Below are 21,226 nucleotides of genomic sequence, written 5' to 3' on the forward strand. Positions count from 1 at the left end.
AATTAAGACGAAGTAGAAAGAGCTTTTACTAAGTCTTCTTTTTTGTTTCTGCTTAAAGGTATTTTTGTGATTCCTATTTCTGCAAATTTGCTGTTAAATCGTTCTACTTTATCGATATTGATGATGTAGGACTTGTGTACACGAATAAACTTGTCTTTTGATAAATCATTCTCAAAAGATTTCATTGTAGAAAGAACCAAATTACTGTCGTCTTCGGTTACTACCCTTACGTAGTCTCCAAAAGCTTCAATCCATTTGATTTTCGCAGTAAAAATTTTAAGTTTCTTAAGATTACTTTTGATGAAAATATGTTCACCTTCTTCTTCTTTTACTTCTTTTTTAAGCAGATGCATGTCAATGGCTCTTTTTACGGAAGCATTAAAACGGTCTACGGCAATAGGTTTTTGAAGATAATCGGTAGCGTCATAATCAAAAGCTTTCAAAGCATATTCAGCTTTAGAAGTAATGAATATAATCTGCGGCTTGGACTTTAGTCCGTCAAGGAAGTCAAAACCGTTAATAACAGGCATTTCAATATCAAGGAATATTAAATCTATATTATTTAAAGAGATACAACTTTTGGCTTCAATCGCATTCGAGAAGTCACCGATTAAATGCAAACCTGGGTGATTATTGACTAGTTTGGCGATAATGGTTCTTTGTATAGAACTATCATCTACAACAACACAGTTTAGTTTCATAACATTCAAATTTAGAATAAATTCAGGATAGCAGTAGTAAATATATTATAATTTTAGTAAAAAAACTAAATTTAGATTTTATTTTTTGCTTTACAACGAATAAACGTAAAAAAGTGTTGGATATATAAATAAAATGTCTACTTTTGCACCCAATTTTAACAAATAAATATTGTATTTATGAATCATTATGAAACTGTTTTCATTTTAAATCCCGTTTTATCTGAGGTTCAGGTGAAGGAAACAGTAACGAAATTTGAAGAATTTCTTACTAGTAGAGGAGCTGAAATGGTATCTAAAGAGGATTGGGGTCTTAAAAAAATGGCTTACGAAATCCAAAACAAAAAAAGTGGTTTTTATCACTTATTTGAGTACAAAGTAGCTGGAGAAGTCCTAATTGCTTTTGAAACTGAATTTAGACGTGATGAGAGAATTATGCGTTTCTTAACTGTAAGTTTAGATAAACATGCGATCTCTTGGGCTGAAAGAAGAAGAACTAAATTAAAATCTACTAAAGCTTAATTATTATGTCTACAATAGAGCAATCTGCAAAAGGAAAAAAAGACGGAGATATCAGATATTTAACGCCTTTAAACATTGAAACTAACAAAACTAAAAAGTACTGTCGTTTCAAAAAATCAGGAATCAAATACATCGATTATAAAGATGCTGATTTCTTATTGAAATTCGTTAACGAACAAGGAAAAATTCTTCCACGTCGTTTAACTGGAACTTCTTTAAAATACCAAAGAAAAGTGTCTGTAGCTGTGAAAAGAGCACGTCACTTAGCTTTAATGCCATACGTGGCCGATTTATTAAAATAATTTAAAAACTCAGTTGTTGGTTTCCCGTTAAAACGGAACCTAACTTCTAAAATATAAGGACAACAACATGGAACTTATTTTAAAACAAGACGTACAAAACTTAGGTTTTAAAGATGATGTAGTATCAGTAAAACCAGGTTACGGACGTAACTTTTTAATTCCTCAGGGATTCGGTATTTTAGCTACTCCTTCTGCAAAGAAAGTATTAGCTGAAAACCTAAAACAAAGAGCTCACAAAGAGGCTAAAGTTGTTGCTGATGCAAGAGCGTTAGCTGAAACTTTAAAAGCTCTAGAGATTAAACTTACTGCTAAAGCTGGTGGAGAGAAACTTTTTGGTTCTATCACAAACATCGATATTGCTGACGCATTAGCTAAATCTGGTAACGCTATTGATAGAAAATTCATCACTAGTGGTATCGTAAAACGTACAGGAAAATATGCAGCTAGCATCCGTTTACACAGAGATGTTATTGTTGAATTAGCGTACGAAATTATTGCAGAGAAATAACAGACCGTTAACTTTTTGTTAATAAAATATAAGAATCACTCCTCGGAGTGATTTTTTTTTGGTTAATTTTGAGATTATAACTCACACAAAACCAAGAAAATGAAAAAATTATTTGCACTATTGTTATGTGTTTTCAGCCTTACTGTTGGTTTAGGGCAGACTACAACATCGAGTATCAAGGGTATTGTAAAAAGTTCAACCAACGAACTGTTGCCCGGAGCTACGATCCTGGCGATTCATACTCCAACGGGTTCAAAGTACTCTTCTTTGTCTAATGAAGACGGAAGATTTAATATTTTGAACATGAGAATTGGCGGCCCCTATAAGATTATTGTCACTTTTGTTGGTTATCAGAATCAGGAGTACAATGATGTTTATCTTGATTTAGGGAAAGTTTTTAATTTAGATGTTCTTTTAGCCAGCGAAAGTCAGGCTTTGGAAGAAGTTAAAGTAGTGTCTAAAAATAAAGTTTTTCAAAGTGGAAGAACAGGCGCTGAAACCACAATTGGCAGAAGAGAGCTAACCGCCTTGCCTACCATTTCGAGATCAGCAGAAGACTTCACTCGATTGGAACCAACTGCCAGCGGAGGGTCCTTTGGAGGTAGAAACGATCAGTATAACAATTACTCTTTAAACGGAGCGATTTTTAATAATCCTTTTGGACTTGATGCAGCAACTCCGGGTGGGCAAACCAATGCTCAGCCTATTTCATTAGATGCAATCGATCAGATTCAGGTAGCGACTGCTCCTTACGATGTTACCTTATCCGGTTTTACGGGAGCTTCTGTAAATGCCGTTACCAAATCCGGAAGTAATGAGTATCATGGTACGGCTTATGTATTTTATAGAAATCAGGATTTAACGGGAAGCAAAATAAAAGGAGAAAAAATATTTGTACCCTCTTTAGAACAAACTCAGGCCGGGTTTAGTTTAGGTGCTCCGATTATTAAGGATAAATTATTCATTTTCGGGAATTTCGAAATTGATAAAAGAAACGATTTAGGCTCTAACTTTATCGCTAACAATAATGATGGGGTTACCGGAATCAATGAATCCAGAGTTTTAGAATCCGATTTAATTGCGGTATCAAATGCGCTGATGAATTTAAAAGACGCCAATGGTAATAATTTTAATTACAATCCGGGTGCTTATCAGGGATTTATTCATGAATCAAATTCAACAAAAGGAATTATCAAGTTGGATTGGAATATAACGGATAATCATAAACTGGCGCTTATTTACAATTTTCTTGATGCTTCAAAAGATAAACCGGCACACCCAACTGCTTTAGGATTCAGAGGTCCAAATGCTTCTATTCTTCAATTTCAGAATGCAGGTTATCAGATCAACAATAAGCTGAGCTCTTTTTTATTGGAACTAAACTCAAAATTCAGTGAATCTGTTTCTAATAAACTTCAGGCAGGATATACTTATTTTAACGACTTTAGAGATCCGTTTTCATCTCCTGCTCCGGTTATTAATATCCAGGATGGATCGGGATCAAATTATATTATAGCAGGTCATGAACCTTTTTCTATCAACAATACACTTAAACAAAGAGTAATTCAGATTACAGATAACCTGACCTATATTAATGGAAGTCATGTATTTACTTTTGGAACTTCTTTCGAGAAATTCAACTTCGAGAATTCTTTCAATTTAGCAGGTTATGATAATTTTGGAAATCCAAATGGGTATGCAGGGACTTTCTTTACGCCTTATTTTACAACGCAGGCTTTTTTGGATGATGCGGCTAAACCCTATGCGACAAGTATCATAGCTCAGAACATGCAATATGCAATAGATACGTATAATGCTAAAGGGAATTTTAAAGCCGGTGAAGACCATGGTTGGAAATTAGCAGAATTAAACGTTGGACAATGGGCTTTTTATGCACAGGATGATTGGAGTATCACAGATAATTTTAAATTGTCAATAGGATTAAGAGCTGATAAACCTTTGTATTTTAATACCGCAGATCTGATTCAGAAATATATAGATACGGATAATGGCGGAGCAGGAAGAGATTATAGTATTAAATATTATGACCCGTCAAACGGACAAGTGACACCGTTAATTTCTACCAATTTACCTAGTGATAAAATTTTGTGGTCGCCAAGACTTGGTTTTAACTGGGATGTAAGCGGTAATGCAACATCACAGCTTCGTGGAGGATCGGGAATTTTTACAGGTCGAATTCCGTTTGTTTGGTTAGGGAACCAGGTAAGTGGTGCTGATGATAGCTTTTTGCAGATCATGGATCCGGATTATAAATGGCCGCAAGTTTGGAGAACCAGTGTAGGTTATGACCATAAATTTGAAGGAAATTATATTTTAACTCTTGATATGTCTTATAACAAAGATATTAATGGTGTTCACGTACAAAACTGGGGTTTAAAAGATCCGACCGGAACTTTAGGTGGTGTTGACGGTAGGTTGATTTATACAGCAGCTGATAAGGGAACAAACAATGCCTACGTAATGGGAAATTCCAATAAAGGATTTGCGTTTAATAGTTCGATTAAACTTCAGAAAACTTTTGAGAATGGATTTTATGCCAGTGTAGCGTACAATTACTTAGTGTCTAAAGATGTGAACTCTATTGAAGCGGAGATTACCGGAGATGCATTTGCTTTTAATCCTGCGTTAGGAAACGTAAACAAGGATGTGCTTTCTAATTCTAAATATGGAGATAACAACCGTTTTATTGGTGTAGCATCAAAAAAATGGAAATACGGGCGCGATAAGTGGGCTACAACAGTTTCTACTTTCTTTGAATATGCCAGAGGGGGACGTTTTAGCTATACCTATGGAGGAGACATTAATAACGACGGATCGGGAGTGAATGATTTGATTTATATCCCAACGACTGCTGAAATCGGGCTAATGACGTTTACGGGAGGAGCTGCACAAGGAGCTGCTTTTGATAAATTTATTGAGCAGGATGACTATTTAAGAGACAGGAGAGGAGAATATGCAGAACGTTACGGCGCAATTTCTCCGTGGAGAGGGAAATGGGATATGAAAATTTTACAAGATTTTAATTTTAAAGTCTCATCTGCCTCAGAAAAAAAGAATACCATCCAGTTTAGTATTGATATTTTGAATGTTGGAAATTTGCTTAATTCGGATTGGGGAGTTGTTCAGGTGCCTACAAGTGTTCAGCCTATCGGTGTTTCTGTTGTTGGAAATACACCAACTTATACCTTTACCAATACGCAAACAAAAACATTTAGTTATGATGCCAGTCTGAACTCCAGATGGCAAATGCAATTTGGTGTTAGATATATTTTCTAATCGAATAAAGATATTGTAAATTTGCCCCCTCAATTGAGGGGGCTTTTTTTGTTTAAAAATTTAGACGTTTATAAAGCTATTTAGAGGGGTTTAATTTGAAAAAATAATAATGAAATACGCAAGATTAACAAAAGAGCAATTTGACGAGCTACACGCAGAATTTTCAAACTTTTTGGCCACGCAAGCTATTGATAAAGCAGAGTGGGATTCTATTAAAGAAAACAAACCTGAAGTTGCAGAACAGGAGTTGGATGTTTTTTCAGATTTAATCTGGGAAGGTGTTTTATCCAGAGCTGAATTCTTGGAGCATTTTTCCCGAAACCATATCTTTTTGTTTCAATGTTTCGAAACGCATGTGCAATCAATAGTTTTAAAAGCATTGGTTCCTGAAACTGATTTTCTGACCAAAGAGGGTTTACAATGGTTGAGTGACAATATGTTTACGGACAATATTGAAATGAAAGTTGGAAAAAAGGTGTTTACAGAAGACAGAAATGCTTCTATTTTTGAATTGATTCAGCAAGGTGCTTTTTTAAGTGACGGGCAATTATTTAAACAAATCAATACGATTATAGAATCATAACCATTTAGAAAGTATAAAGAAGGTAAACGATTGATGTTAAATTGTTTACCTTTTTTTAGTTTTTTAACTTTTGTTTAAACTTTTTTTCTTTTTTGACCCCGTATTTCTACCTGCTTTTTTGTGAAATATGCAATACAGCCTGTTTTTAGAGTTAAATTGTAAGTTTTACTTTTCAAATTTGCACTTTAGCTGTTATTCTGATCAATCGTCGAGTTTTATTTGTAATACTTTACTTTCTTTTTGTGTTTTAGTAAAACTATTTTTATTTTTTTTAACGTTAAACGAAGTCGCTTTTGGTATAAAAACTATTGATTTATATGCCATTTGGAGCATTTGTGTGTTCATTAGTATGAATTTAGTATAGTATACTCAAAAAAACATACTTGTTTTATATTTTCCTTTTTTATAATTTTAAGTAGTGAAAGTTAAACAAAATGCTTTTTTTGTACTTTTTCAAAAATACCTATTAAATAGTAAGTAATCTGATTACTTCATTAAAGAAGAGACAGGTTACAATTTTATGTTTTTTTTGCAGGATTTTAAATTTGAAGATTTTAGTAATAACTTAAATTAATCTGCTTATGGAATTGACATTTACTTTCTTTATCGAGTTTACATTTGGTGTTTTTATTATTCTAGCTTTACTCTTTATTTACAGAATTAAAATTAAGATGTCTTCGATTCTTAATTTTGATTGGATTGTAAACTTTTTCCAAAGATTTTCCCGTTACGTCAATTTTGTATTTTCAAACCCCAGTCAGCGGTTTGTTAATTAGCAGTTTTATGCTAATGATATTTCTTTAATTAAGAAATAGTATTTATTAAAATTAATGTATTCAATTTTTTAGAGTCAACTCTAAATAAAGAAGTTTATAGAAGGCCTAATCATCTTTCTATAGCGATTGAAACATACCAAATATTTTAAAGAATTCCCCAATTCTTCCAAGCTTATAATTTTCATCGCTGAAAATTAATACTACAACAAATCACTTCATAGGGAAGATTGATCCAGGTCAGTATTCCAAAAAATTTTGAGTCCGTTTTTTATTCACATTGAATAAGAAATGCTCGGCAGCATATTTAATTTAACCAAATTACAATATTATTTTTTTTTAAGAAATAGATTTTAAGTCCTTAGTTTTTAAGGTTTTAGGTTTTGTTTTAATCAATTGATTATTAGTGCTTTTTTGAATTGCCTAAGTATACGTACTTATCGCAAGAGGTATTTTATTGTCCATTTTCTAATCTTCCAAATTATGAAAAAAAATTTTACTTTTTATGATCTCCATTTTATGAAGAGATTGTTAGGACTATTATTTTTATTGTTTTTATGCAATAAAACATTTGCGCAAACATTCTGTAGACCAGTATCACAAACGAATGGTATTTCTGGTATATGTGTTGGCTCAAGTATAACTAATCCTACGGCGGCTTTCGACAATGATCCCGGTTTGACCACCTTTACGACTATGAATACGGTCGTCGGGGTTTTGTGTTCGGTCCAGGAAACAATGGTCTTGAACCAAACAGCTAAAGCTGGTGATGAAATTGTCTTTTACATTGGTAACGGCAGTGGCTTACTTAGTTTAGGATTGTTATCTACGGGTACCATTCAGGCTAAGTTAAATGGCACTAATGCAGGACCAAGTGTTGCAATGGATAGTCCTTTGCTTAATTTAAGTTTGCTTCCGGGTAATACAACCGGAATATTAAAGTTTAAGCTGACAAGTGATGCCAATCAGGTTCAAATTCAGCTGGGAGGTGTTTTAAGTGCCTTAGTTAATTTAAGAATTTATGATGTTCGTTTAGAGTTTGCAGACCCAACAGTGACAGGCGGTTTAAGCCAGACTGTTTGTTCTGGAAATTCTATTACATTAACGGCAGCTCCTTCAGTGGGAACTACTTTGGCATGGTACGATTCGGCAACTTCTACAACGGCTTTAATAGGAGGGAACTCTTTTTCAAGTCCAGTTTTAACGGCCAATACAACCTATTATATTGGAGTTACAAGGGCAGCAGGTTGCGAAAGTAATGAGAGGATACCGGTTGTTGTAAATGTCTCGAATCCCGTAGCACCGGTAATTAGTACAACCGGAACTGCAATTTGTTCGAGTGGCAGTACACAGCAAACCACCTTATCGGTCATAAATCCAATTTTAGGAACTACTTATAATTGGTATACTGCAGCAAGTGCTGGAACACTTTTAGCTTCAGGAAGCAGCTATAGCCCAACCGTTTCGGTGGGCACTACTAGTTTTTATGTAGAAGCAGTTATAGGCTCTTGTTTAAGTTCAACACGAACTCAAGTTGATGTGGTGTCAACAGCAGTCCCTGCGCTTCCTACAGTTTTAACACAAAGTGTAACAATACAATCAGGACAAAACGCGATATTAAGCGCAACAAGTTCAGAACCGGGAGTAACTATAAATTGGTATGATGTAGCCACCGGAGGAACCGTTCTGGCTAGTAATTCTCCAACTTTTACTACTCCGGTATTAACAGCCACTAAAACGTATTACGCAGAGGCACAAAGTGCTACAGGTGGTTGTGTGAGCAGTACCAGAGTACCTGTATTAGTAACCGTTATAAGTACCCCACCGGGAAGTTGTCTGCAGGCAAATAGTCAGGTGACTACTTTAAATGGACTTTGTTTATTATGTACTTCAACAAATCCTAACAATTCGGTAGATGGTAGTGCTACAACAGCAGCACAGCTAACGGTTCCTGTTGGTTTAGTAAACGGATGGGTTCAACAAACGCTTCAATTTAATAATCCGGGTAAAACAGGAGATATTGTAGATGTTGATTTAGAATTACCTTCTGGTCTTCTTGATTTGTCTTTATTGAATTATATTAGTTTGGCTACTTATAATGGAGCGACTTTTAATAACGATAGAGTTTCAATTAATAATATAGTAAGTATACAATTATTAGGAGGAAATAAATTTAGAGCCAGTGTAACTGCAGGAGCTAATTTTGACCGTGTCGAAGTTCGATTAGGTGGTTTGGCTACTCTTTTAACCAGTGTGAATATTTATCAGGCTGCTTACCGATATAAAGTACCTACTGTTACCGGAAATACAACAATTTGTAGTGGACAAACCACAACATTAACGGCAGGTCTTGCTGTTGGTGAAACAATTGCTTGGTTTGATGCTTTAACAGGAGGAAATTTATTAGCCAGTACAGCATCCTATACTACTCCGGCTTTGACCTCGGCGGTAACTAATTATATACAGATCACCAGAAATGGCTGTGTAAATAGTGAGCGCTCGGCGGTACAAGTATTGATTGATAATCCGCTGGCACCAATAGTGGCTGCTGTTCCTGCAAGTATTTGTAGCGGACAGACTTCGACTATAACCATTCAATCTCCGGTGCTTGGTACAATTTATAAATGGTATGATGCGGCGGCTGCCGGAACTTTGTTGTTTACGGGAACTTCTTTCGTAACACCAAATTTAACAGCAAACACCAGTTATTATATCGAAGCGGGAATTAACAGTTGTATAAGCGCTTTAAGAACGCAAGTCGACGTTACTGTTAATCCATTACCGGCTGCTCCAATTGCGGCATCGTCTAATGTGATCATTCAGTCCGGACAAAGTGTTAGTTTGCAAGTATCAAGTCCTGAACCGAATGTTGAATTTGATTGGTATGACGCAGCTGTTGGCGGGACATTATTAGCTACTGCCACAAGCACTTATGTAACACCAGTGCTAACAGCAAATACAACTTATTATGTTACAGCGAGAGGTCTTCTTTCTAGCTGTATAAGTAGTGTAAGAACACCTATTAATGTTGTAGTAAGTGCTTCAATTAGTTCTTGTCTGCAAGCCAATTCGGAGGTTGTTACTAAAGGAGGAACGACAATATGTTTATTATGTAGCTCAAATAATGATGGAAATGCTGCTGATGGGGATGTAACAACAGCTTCAACACTTAACATTCCTTTAGGATTATTAGGAGATCATATTGAGCAAACATTAACGTTCACTACTTCTGGTCAATCAGGTGATATTATAGATGTTGAATTGGGAATTCCTACCGGACTTCTTGATATTAGTCTTCTTTCCAATATCACTTTACAAAGTTTTAATTCAGGTGTTCCTAATAGTGATCAGATTTCTATTAGTTCACTTGTAGATATCCAACTATTAGGAGGAAATCGTTTTAAAGCTAGTTTTACAGCTGGTGGGGCCTTTACCAGTGTTCGTGTTCAATTAAACGGACTTGCTACTGTTCTGACCAGTCTGAATATTTATGATGCATCATTTAGATATAAAAATGCAACTGTTACAGGAGCTTCTTCACCTATATGTAGTGGACAAACGGCTACTTTGAATGCCAGTACAACTGCAATAGGAGAAACATTTAAATGGTTTGACTCCGCAACCGGAGGTATAGAGCTTTCTGCTTTAGCAAGTTATACTACACCTTCCTTAACAGCGTCAACAACGTATTATCTGGAAGCAACCCGTGGTGGTTGTATCAATACCGTTCGTGAACCAATTACAGTGACCGTATCTCCATTTGCAACAGCTGCAAATATTACAATTGCAAGTCCTGTTGAAGCTTCTTGTGCCGGAGTAGTTACACTTTCTCCGACATCAGCTTTGGTGGGAGCACAATTTAAATATTATGGAGACCAGGCTAAGACTATTCCAATTTTAGACGCGGGTACCGGTGGATCAGGTGAAACTTATGCAATAAATCCAACTACCTATGCTTTGACTGTTAGTGGGTTAACAGCTGGAGCATCTCCTTACTCTTATTTTATTTCCGTTGTGAATGCAACCAATTGCGAAAATGAAGCAGGAAATTTAAAAGAAGTAACCGTTACCTATCCAACAACGACAGCTTTAACTTTAATAGCAGTTCCACTACAAGGATGTGGAAGCGTTAATTTGAAAGATGCAATAGTTGGTTTCGATACTTCAGGAAATACAACTTATACTTTTTATGATCCGTCAAATGCGATTATAACTGCAGACGCTGCAGCAAGTGTAAGCACAAGCGGCGTTTACTCTATTCAGGCGCAGGGCAATGGAATTACCTGTCCTTCGTCTAAACAAACGGTAACCGTGACGATCAATGCCTTACCAACTTTGGTGGTAACGCCTTCGATATCTGTGAATACTGGAAGCAATGTAGCTTTAAACGCAGTATCTGATGGAACATTGGCATGGTTTGATCCACAAGGGAATGCTTTAGTAGGACCAGCCTTTGAAACTGGTGTATTAAACACTCCTGGAATTTATACTTATACAGTAGTAGCAAGTAATGCTAATTGTACAAGAACCGGAACTGTTTCTATTAATGTTATTGATCTGAATAGTTGTCAATCATTAACAGAACGAGTTTATGCTACTACACAAACCTTTGGGTTTAATATAACGGGAGGAGTATCAAATCCGGGTAATGCCGTTGACGGAAGTACTAAAACGTACTCTACCATTACAACCGGAATTGGACTTTTAGGAGTTGGGACTACCTGGCAAGATTTGAAATGGCCGGCCAATATTGTAAAAGGAACTCCGGTAACGGTTAAGTTGGGAACTGAATTAAGTCTTTTGGCCTTAGGACAAAACCTATCTGTGATCGGAACTAAAAATGGAGTAAACATAGGAACTTTTCAAACGGTTTCAGGATCATTGTTGAACCTATTGTCAGGAGACAGTGCTTTCGAGTTTACTTTTGTTCCAAGTGATGGTACCGGACCACAAGATTATGATGGAATAAAAATTCAAATGGCATCACTTGTAAGTGTAGCACAAAGCACAAAAGTATATGATGCTTATTATACAAGATCAGTTTCTACTGTAGCATGTACTCCTGGAGATATTCAGGATATTTATTACGGAGCAGTAGATTTAGGAGTAGGAGCTTTGACTGCTACAGTGGGTGTTAGCGATGCATGGAATGTAGCAGATAACGATATCAGTACTTTTGCTACTATGTACAGCGGTGTTGGGGCACTTGCTGCGGCTGATTTAACTGTAGCATTTAAAACTCCCTCAATAGTAAGTGATACTTTAAGAATAGTAATCTCAAAACCGGGAACTATTTTGGCAATTAATTTACTTACCGGATTTACGATTCAACGTTATTTAGGTGATGTTGCGGTTGGAGCTCCGATAGATAATACAAGCACCTTGTTAAGTTTGAAATTGTTAGCGGGTGATTCAATGGCTATCGTTTTAGTGAATTCGCAACCGGAACCTTATGACAGAGTTAGAATTCGTTTTGGTGGTGTTGCGGGAGTATTGGATAATCTAAGAGTTCATACCGTTGACCGAGTAGCCAATACGAAAGTAGTAGGGGGTGATATAAACAATAAGGTCACGGTCTGTCCGGGAACGGCGGTCACGCTCCAGATACCCGAAGTAGCTTGTTCAACTTATAAATGGTATGATGCACCAACAGGAGGTAATGTTGTGGCAACCGGTATTTCTTATACTATTCCGACTACCTTGGCGGCAGGAATTTACAAATATTATATACAACCGGTAAGATACAACTGTGAAGCTTTTACAAGAGGAGAAGTAACCGTTGAGGTTAGAGCTTCAAGCCCGGTAAATGCTTTAACAAATATTACTTTAAACGGAGGAGCAGTTACTTCTATTTGTTCTCCATCTGGAACCGTAACTTTAGCAACTGGCTTAAGTGGTACTCCGGTACTAACAAATCCGATATATTATTGGTATAGTTTTGATGGAACAACAAGTCAGTTAATTGCGGGAGAAACAACTGCCCAATTAATTGTAAACGGTTTAACACCGGGAACCTATACTTATTATGTAGGGGTTAGTTCAGATGAATTATGTGAAACCGCGGCGATAGATAGAAAACAGATTACATTTACAATACTTCCTCCTTCTATCAAGACCGATATTCTGGTTGATGGTACATCTATATGTCATAACGTACCGGCATCCTTGACACCAACCGCACCTACCTTAACAAATGCATTATTTACGTGGTATTTGGATGCGAATAAAACGCAGCCTATAACAAATGGAGCTGTTATTGGAGGAGTTACTTATGCAATAAGCGGCACAGGTGTTTTAACAGCAACTGGCTTAACAAAAGCCTTGAGTCCAATTATATATTATGTGGCCGTTTCCAGTGATGGAACCTGCGAAAATATTGCCGGCACACTTCAGGAAGCGACAATAGTTATAATTGATCCTAATACACCAACTACAACCGATACTACTCAGGATTTCTGTTTGATAAATGCTCCAACTTTTGCGAGTATTCAGGTAAATGAAAGTAATGTAGTTTGGTATAATGTAGCAACGGGAGGAACTGCTTTTGCGCCAACAGCAGCATTGACCAGCGGAGTTTATTATGGTGCTGTTTTAGACCTTTTAAACAGCTGTGAGAGTTCTGTTCGTTTGCAGGTAACTATCAGTGTAACCGATCCGGGCACACCAACTACAACCGATACTACACAAGATTTCTGTTTGGTAAATGCACCAACCTTTGCGAGTATTCAAACGAATCAAGCTAATGTCGTTTGGTACAGCGTTGCAACAGGAGGAGTAGCGATTGCACCAACAACAGCTTTAACGAGCGGTATTTATTTTGCTGCCTTGTTAGACGCTACAACAGGTTGTCAAAGTAATGTGAGATTACAAGTTACCATCAGTGTAACCGATCCGGGCACACCGACTACAACAGATACTACACAAGATTTCTGTTTGGTAAATGCGCCAACCTTTGCGAGTATACAAACCAATCAGCCTAATGTGGTTTGGTACAGCGTTGCAACTGGAGGAACTGCTATAGCACCAACAACAGCTTTAACGAGTGGTACCTATTATGCTGCTTTGCTAGACGCTACAACAGGTTGTCAAAGTAATGTGAGATTATTAGTTACGATCAGTGTAACCGATCCGGGTACACCAACTACAACCGATACTACACAAGATTTCTGTTTAGTAAATGCACCGACTTTTGCCAGTATTCAAACGAATCAGGCTAATGTAGTTTGGTACAGTGTTGTAACAGGAGGAACAGCTATTGCGCCTACAACGGCTTTAACCACTGGTGTTTATTACGCTGCTTTGTTAGACGCTACCACAGGTTGTCAAAGCAACGAAAGATTGCGAGTTACTATTAGCGTAACCGATCCGGGCACACCAACTACAACAGATACTACACAAGATTTTTGTTTAGTTAATGCACCAACGTTTGCCAGCATTCAAACGAATCAGGCTAATGTCGTTTGGTACAGCGTTGCAACAGGAGGAGTAGCGATTGCACCAACAACAGCTTTAACGAGCGGTACTTATTATGCTGCCTTGTTAGACGCTACAACAGGTTGTCAAAGTAATGTGAGATTATTAGTTACGATCAGTGTAACCGATCCTGGTACACCGACTACTACAGATACTACACAAGATTTCTGTTTGGTAAATGCGCCAACCTTTGCAAGTATACAAACCAATCAGCCTAATGTCGTTTGGTATAGTGTAGCAACTGGAGGAGTAGCGATTGCACCAACAACAGCTTTAACGAGCGGTACTTATTATGCTGCCTTGTTAGACGCTACAACGGGTTGTCAAAGTAATGTGAGATTATTAGTTACGATCAGTGTAACCGATCCGGGTACACCAACCACTACAGATACTACACAAGATTTTTGTTTAATAAATGCGCCAACGTTTGCAAGTATACAAACGAATCAGGCTAATGTCGTTTGGTACAGTGTTGTAACAGGCGGAACAGCCATTGCACCAACAACAGCTTTAACCAGTGGGGTTTATTATGCTGCCTTGTTGGATGCTACCACAGGTTGTCAAAGCAACGAAAGATTGCGAGTTACTATTAGCGTAACCGATCCGGGTACACCAACTACAACAGATACTACACAAGATTTCTGTTTGGTAAATGCGCCAACCTTTGCGAGTATACAAACGAATCAGCCTAATGTCGTTTGGTATAGTGTAGTAACAGGTGGAACTGCCATAGCACCAACAACAGCTTTAACCAGTGGCGTTTATTATGCCGCTTTGTTAGATGCTACCACAGGTTGCCAAAGTAACGAAAGATTGCGAGTTACTATTAGTGTAACCGATCCGGGCACACCGACTACTACAGATACTACACAAGATTTCTGTTTGGTAAATGCGCCAACCTTTGCAAGTATACAAACCAATCAGCCTAATGTAATTTGGTACAGTGTTGTAACAGGAGGAACCGCTATTGCACCAACAACAGCTTTAACCAGTGGTGTTTATTACGCTGCTTTGTTAGACGCTACCACAGGTTGTCAAAGTAACGAAAGATTGCGAGTTACTATAAGTGTAACCGATCCGGGAACACCAACTACAACCGATACTACACAGGATTTCTGTTTGGTAAACGCACCAACATTTGCGAGCATACAAACCAATCAGGCCAATGTGGTTTGGTACAGTGTGGCAACAGGCGGAACAGTAATAGCTCCGACTACAGCTTTAACCAGTGGTACTTATTATGCTGCTTTGCTAGACGCTACAACAGGATGTCAAAGTGCTGTGAGATTACAAGTTGCCATTAGTGTAACCGATCCGGGCACTCCGACATTAGTAACTGCAGGAACTCAAAACTTCTGTTTAGTTAATGCACCAACGTTTGCAAGCATTCAAACCACTCAGGCTAATGTCGTTTGGTACAGTGTTGCAACGGGTGGTATAGCTATAGCTCCGGCTACAGCCTTAACGAGTGGTACTTATTATGCTGCTTTATTAGATGCTACAACGGGTTGTCAAAGTGCTGTGAGATTACAAGTTACCATTAGCGTAACAGATCCGGGTACACCGACTACTACAGATACAACACAAGATTTCTGTTTGGCAAATGCACCAACGTTTGCGAGTATACAAACGAATCAGGCTAATGTCGTTTGGTATAGTGTTGTAACAGGTGGAGCCGCTATTGCACCAACAACAGCTTTAACCAGTGGTGTTTATTATGCTGCTTTGTTAGACGCTACCACAGGTTGTCAAAGTAACGAAAGATTACGAGTTACTATAAGTGTAACCGATCCGGGTACACCAACTACTACAGATGCCACACAAGATTTCTGTTTGGTAAATGCACCAACATTCGCAAGTATTCAGGTAAACGAGCCAAATGTGGTTTGGTACAATGCGACAAGTGGAGGAACTGCTTTTGCTCCAACAGCTGCACTGACCAGTGGAATTTTCTATGGAGGTATTGTAGATCCGGTTACAGGTTGTCAAAGTGCCGTAAGATTACAGGTTACCATCAGTGTAACCGATCCGGGCACACCGACGACTACAGATGCTACACAAGATTTCTGTTTGGCAAATGCACCAACATTCGCGAGTATTCAAACGAATCAGGCTAATGTTATTTGGTACAGCGTTGCAACAGGAGGAACAGCCATTGCGCCAACAACATCTTTAACCAGCGGCGTTTACTACGCAGCTTTACTAAATGCTACTACAGGATGTCAAAGTGCTGTGAGATTACAAGTTACTATTAGTGTAACCGATCCGGGCACACCAACATTAGTAACTGCAGGAACTCAAAACTTCTGTTTGATAAATGCGCCAACGTTTGCCAGTATTCAAACTACTCAGGCTAATGTCGTTTGGTACAGCGCTGCAACAGGCGGAACTGCTATTGCTCCGGCAACAGCTTTAACGAGCGGTACTTATTATGCTGCTTTGTTAGATGCTACAACGGGTTGTCAAAGTGCCGTGAGATTACAAGTAACTATAAGTGTAACCGATCCGGGCACACCGACTACGACAGATACTACACAAGATTTCTGTTTGATAAATGCACCAACATTCGCCAGTATTCAAACGAATGAGACTAATGTCGTTTGGTACAGTGTTGCAACAGGAGGAACAGCCATTGCACCAACTACAGCTTTAACGAGCGGAGTTTATTATGCAGCTTTGTTAGACGCTACAACAGGTTGTCAAAGTAAAGTAAGGTTGCAGGTTATCATTAGTGTAACAAATCCGGGTACACCAACTACAACAGATACAACACAAGATTTCTGTTTGGTAAATGCACCTACATTCGCAAGTATTCAAACGAATCAGACTAATGTAGTGTGGTACAGTGTTGCAACAGGAGGAACAGCTATTGCACCAACTACAGCTTTAACCAGCGGTACTTATTATGCTGCTCTGCTAAATGCGATAACAGGTTGTCAAAGTACCGTAAGATTACAAGTTGCTATTAGTGTAACTGATCCGGGTACACCAACAACAACAGATGCAACACAAGACTTCTGTTTGGTAAATGCGCCAACTTTTGCCAGCATTCAAACGAATGAAACGAATGTCGTTTGGTACAGTGTGGCAACGGGAGGTACAGCTATCGCTCCGGCAACAGCTTTAACAAGCGGTACTTATTATGCTGCTTTGTTAGATGCAACTACAGGTTGTCAAAGCGCCGTGAGATTACAAGTTGCCATTAGTGTAACTGATCCGGGCACACCGACATTAGTAACTGCAGGAACGCAAAACTTCTGTTTGATAAATGCACCAACGTTTGCAAGCATTCAAACTACTCAGACTAATGTCGTTTGGTACAGTGCTGCAACAGGCGGAACGGCCATTGCTCCGACAACAGCTCTAACAAGTGGTGTTTATTATGCTGCTTTATTAGATGCCACAACGGGTTGTCAAAGTGCTGTGAGATTACAAGTTACTATTAGTGTAACCGATCCGGGCACACCAACATTAGTAAATGCGGGCACTCAAAACTTCTGTTTGATAAATGCACCAACATTTGCGAGTATTCAAACGAATCAGGCTAATGTAGTTTGGTACAGTGTTGCAACAGGTGGAACAGCAATAGCTCCTGCAACAGCTTTAACCAGCGGTGTTTATTATGCTGCTTTGGTAAATACTACTACAGGTTGTCAAAGTGCGGTGAGATTACAAGTTACTATTAGTGTAACCGATCCGGGCACACCGACAACGACAGATACAACACAAGATTTCTGTTTGATAGATGCGCCAACTTTTGCGAGTATTCAAACGAATCAGGCTAATGTAGTTTGGTATAGTACTGCAACTGGCGGAACAGCGATTGCTCCGGCAACAGCTTTAACGAGCGGTGTTTATTACGCTGCTTTGTTAGACGCAACTACAGGTTGTCAAAGTGCCGTAAGATTACAAGTTACCATTAGTGTAACCGATCCGGGCACACCGACATTAGTAAATGCGGGCACTCAAAACTTCTGTTTAGTAAATGCACCGACATTTGCGAGTATTCAAACCACTCAGACTAATGTCGTTTGGTACAGTACCGCAACAGGAGGAACAGCAATTGCTCCAACTACAGCTTTAACGAGTGGTGTTTATTACGCTGCTTTGGTAAATACTACTACAGGTTGTCAAAGTGCGGTGAGATTACAAGTTACTATCAGCGTGACCGATCCGGGCACACCGACATTAGTAAATGCAGGAACTCAAAACTTCTGTTTGGTAAACGCACCAACGTTTGCGAGTATTCAAACCACTCAGGCTAATGTGGTTTGGTACAATGCTGCAACAGGTGGAACAGCAATTGCTCCGGCAACAGCTTTAACCAGCGGTGTTTATTATGCTGCTTTGGTAAATACTACTACAGGTTGTCAAAGTGCAGTGAGATTGCAAGTTACCATTAGTGTAACTGATCCGGGCACACCGACAACGACAGATACAACACAAGACTTCTGTTTGATAAACGCACCAACGTTTGCGAGTATTCAAACGAATCAGACTAATGTAGTTTGGTATAGTACTGTAACTGGTGGAACAGCGATTGCTCCGGCAACAGCTTTAACCAGCGGTACTTATTATGCTGCTTTATTAGACGCAACAACAGGATGTCAAAGTGCGGTGAGATTGCAAGTTACGATCAGTGTAACCGATCCGGGTACACCATCACTAGTAAATGCAGGAACTCAAAACTTCTGTTTGATAAATGCACCAACGTTTGCGAGTATTCAAACGAATCAGGCTAATGTAGTTTGGTACAGTACCGCAACAGGAGGAACAGCGATTGCTCCGGCAACAGCTTTAACCAGCGGTGTTTATTATGCTGCTTTGGTAAATACTACTACAGGTTGTCAAAGTGCGGTGAGATTACAAGTTACTATTAGTGTAACCGATCCGGGCACACCGACATTAGTAACAGCAGGAACTCAAAACTTCTGTCTGATAAATGCACCAACGTTTGCGAGTATTCAAACCACTCAGACTAATGTCGTTTGGTACAGTACCGCAACAGGCGGAACAGCGATTGCTCCGGCAACAGCTTTAACCAGTGGTGTTTATTATGCTACTTTGTTAGATGCAACAACAGGTTGTCAAAGTGCGGTAAGATTACAGGTTACCATCAGCGTAACCGATCCGGGCACGCCAACATTGGTAACTGCAGGAGTTCAGAACTTCTGTTTGTTAAGCTTACCGACATTTGCGAGTATCAAAACCAATCAGGCTAATGTAGTTTGGTATAGTACTGCTGTTGGTGGAACAGTAATTCCGCTAACAACACTCTTGACGACAGGTACTTACTATGGAGCTATTCTGGATCCGGTAACGGGTTGCGCAAGTGCTAACAGATTACAAGTTCAAGTTACTGTTGGAGCTCCAAATAACCCGACCACACCAAACTCTCAACAAGTATTTTGTTCTACAGCTGCTGCTACAGTGGCAGACATAGTAGTCAATGAAACAAATGTTGCTTGGTTCTATACCGTTTCGGGTGGTACACCAATTCCAGCAAATACGCTCTTAACAACACAATCGTATTATGGAGCTATTTATGATGCCACAAACGGCTGCGAAAGCTTAGTGAGATTGCAGGTTAGAGTAACAGTAGTACAACCTAGTCCTAAACCAACTACAGGTTCAGTTACACAAAACTTCTGTATTGTTGATGCTCCGACTGTTGCCAGTATTCAGGTAAATGAACCGAATGTGGTTTGGTATAGCACTCCTGCTGGTGGAACTATAATTCCATCGACAACAGCTTTGACCAGCGGTTCTTATTACGGTGCTGTTTTAAGTGCTGTTAATTGTGAAAACCCGGATAGATTAGAAGTGATCGTAGATGTAAATTCGCAAGGAATTATTACAACTTCAAAACCAGTACAAACTTTCTGTTTATCTGCAAATCCAACGATAGAAGATATCGAGGTTAATGAAACAGGTGCAATCTGGTATACTTCAGCTACTGGAGGAACTGTATTACCGGCAGGAACACTTCTTGTTGCAGGAACCTACTATGCTACAGCACAGGATAATATGACTAATGGCTGTAATAATGCTGTACGATTAGCAGTTGTAGTTAATTTCTCTAATGATGATTTGGTTCTGATCACAGCTAGTGACGATACGCCATGTGTTTTTGACGGGGTAACCTACTCAATTGCCAATGGAAAATCAAATTACGTATGGTCTATTACTAATGGAACGATTCTTTCAGGTGGAGGAGCATCAGACGGTTCAGTAACAGTTTCATGGTCCGATATCGGTCCTGGTAAAGTTGAGGTTGCCTATTTAAATACCTGTAATGATAATACTTATAAATCATTAGATGTAATAGTAGCTACCTGCTCAGACTTAACCATATCGAATGTTGTTAGTAATCCTACAGCAAATTTTGGAGATACTGTAATGTTCACTATAGTAGTAGGGAACGTAGGAATGGGGAACTTTATTAATGTAGAAGTTAATAACTTTTTACCAGCCGGCTATCGTTTTATCGGAGCATTTGTGACTTCAGGTGTATATACGGCTTCTACCGGAATGTGGAGTATACCAACTTTAAATTCAGGTCAGACCGTAAAACTGGAAATCACAGCTGAGGTATTACCACCTTTAAGTGTTAACACTAATAAAATGGGTAGTTCTCCACAAGGCAAAATGGCAGCAGCAATACCTGCGGATTATTATTTAGATGTCGCAAAAATTGTGGTTTCAATGCCTCTGGATGTTAATTTACTCAATAACACCGCTACAGCAACAATTACTCCGACCTGTTTAACAGTGTACAACGAGTTTACGCCAAATAGCGATGGACTAAATGATTTTTTCAGAATTGATTGTATCCAAACCTATCCGGACAATGAACTAAAAGTCTTCAATAGATATGGTGCATTAGTATACAGTAAAAGAAATTATGAAAATACTTGGGATGGAACTGCGAACGTTTCCGGAGTTGTGAATAGAGGAGATATGTTACCAACAGGTACTTATTTCTATGTGATAGACACTGGAGACGGAACGATTAAAAAAGGCTGGTTATCTATAATGAGATAAGCTTCTATTAATCATCTAATTAATTA

General features: G+C 38.5%; 7 protein-coding genes. 6 read left to right on the forward strand and 1 reads right to left on the reverse strand.

Features of this window, described 5'->3' with window-relative positions; all coding sequences use genetic code 11:
- Positions 1-2: 2 nt before the first annotated feature.
- A complete protein-coding gene (locus ACHRV5_RS05815; protein WP_026729423.1) occupies positions 3-701 on the reverse strand; it encodes a LytTR family DNA-binding domain-containing protein in 699 nt (232 codons plus the stop codon).
- 177 nt (positions 702-878) lie between these two features.
- On the opposite strand from ACHRV5_RS05815, the gene rpsF reads away from it, so the two are divergent.
- From rpsF to ACHRV5_RS05845, 6 genes are all read left to right on the forward strand, one after another.
- Positions 879-1,220, forward strand: coding sequence for a 30S ribosomal protein S6 (gene rpsF, locus ACHRV5_RS05820; RefSeq protein ID WP_047775818.1), 342 nt, complete (start codon positions 879-881; stop codon positions 1,218-1,220).
- Positions 1,221-1,225: 5 nt separating this feature from the next.
- Entirely contained in the window at positions 1,226-1,522 is a 297-nt protein-coding gene (rpsR, locus tag ACHRV5_RS05825) for a 30S ribosomal protein S18 (protein WP_002987043.1), read from the forward strand.
- A gap of 67 nt (positions 1,523-1,589) precedes the next feature.
- A complete protein-coding gene (rplI, locus tag ACHRV5_RS05830) occupies positions 1,590-2,030 on the forward strand; it encodes a 50S ribosomal protein L9 (RefSeq protein ID WP_047775815.1) in 441 nt (146 codons plus the stop codon).
- A 99-nt stretch (positions 2,031-2,129) separates the two neighbouring features.
- Positions 2,130-5,327 (forward strand): carboxypeptidase regulatory-like domain-containing protein, encoded by a 3,198-nt coding sequence (locus ACHRV5_RS05835; protein WP_395426090.1) that lies wholly within the window; start codon positions 2,130-2,132, stop codon positions 5,325-5,327.
- A gap of 109 nt (positions 5,328-5,436) precedes the next feature.
- Positions 5,437-5,910 (forward strand): DUF6495 family protein, encoded by a 474-nt coding sequence (locus tag ACHRV5_RS05840; RefSeq protein WP_230001697.1) that lies wholly within the window; start codon positions 5,437-5,439, stop codon positions 5,908-5,910.
- A gap of 1,256 nt (positions 5,911-7,166) precedes the next feature.
- Positions 7,167-21,200 (forward strand): gliding motility-associated C-terminal domain-containing protein, encoded by a 14,034-nt coding sequence (locus ACHRV5_RS05845; protein ID WP_395426091.1) that lies wholly within the window; start codon positions 7,167-7,169, stop codon positions 21,198-21,200.
- Positions 21,201-21,226: the final 26 nt, after the last annotated feature.

The sequence above is a fragment of the Flavobacterium sp. FlaQc-52 genome (assembly GCF_044007495.1).
Taxonomy (GTDB): Bacteria; Bacteroidota; Bacteroidia; order Flavobacteriales; family Flavobacteriaceae; genus Flavobacterium; species Flavobacterium cupriresistens.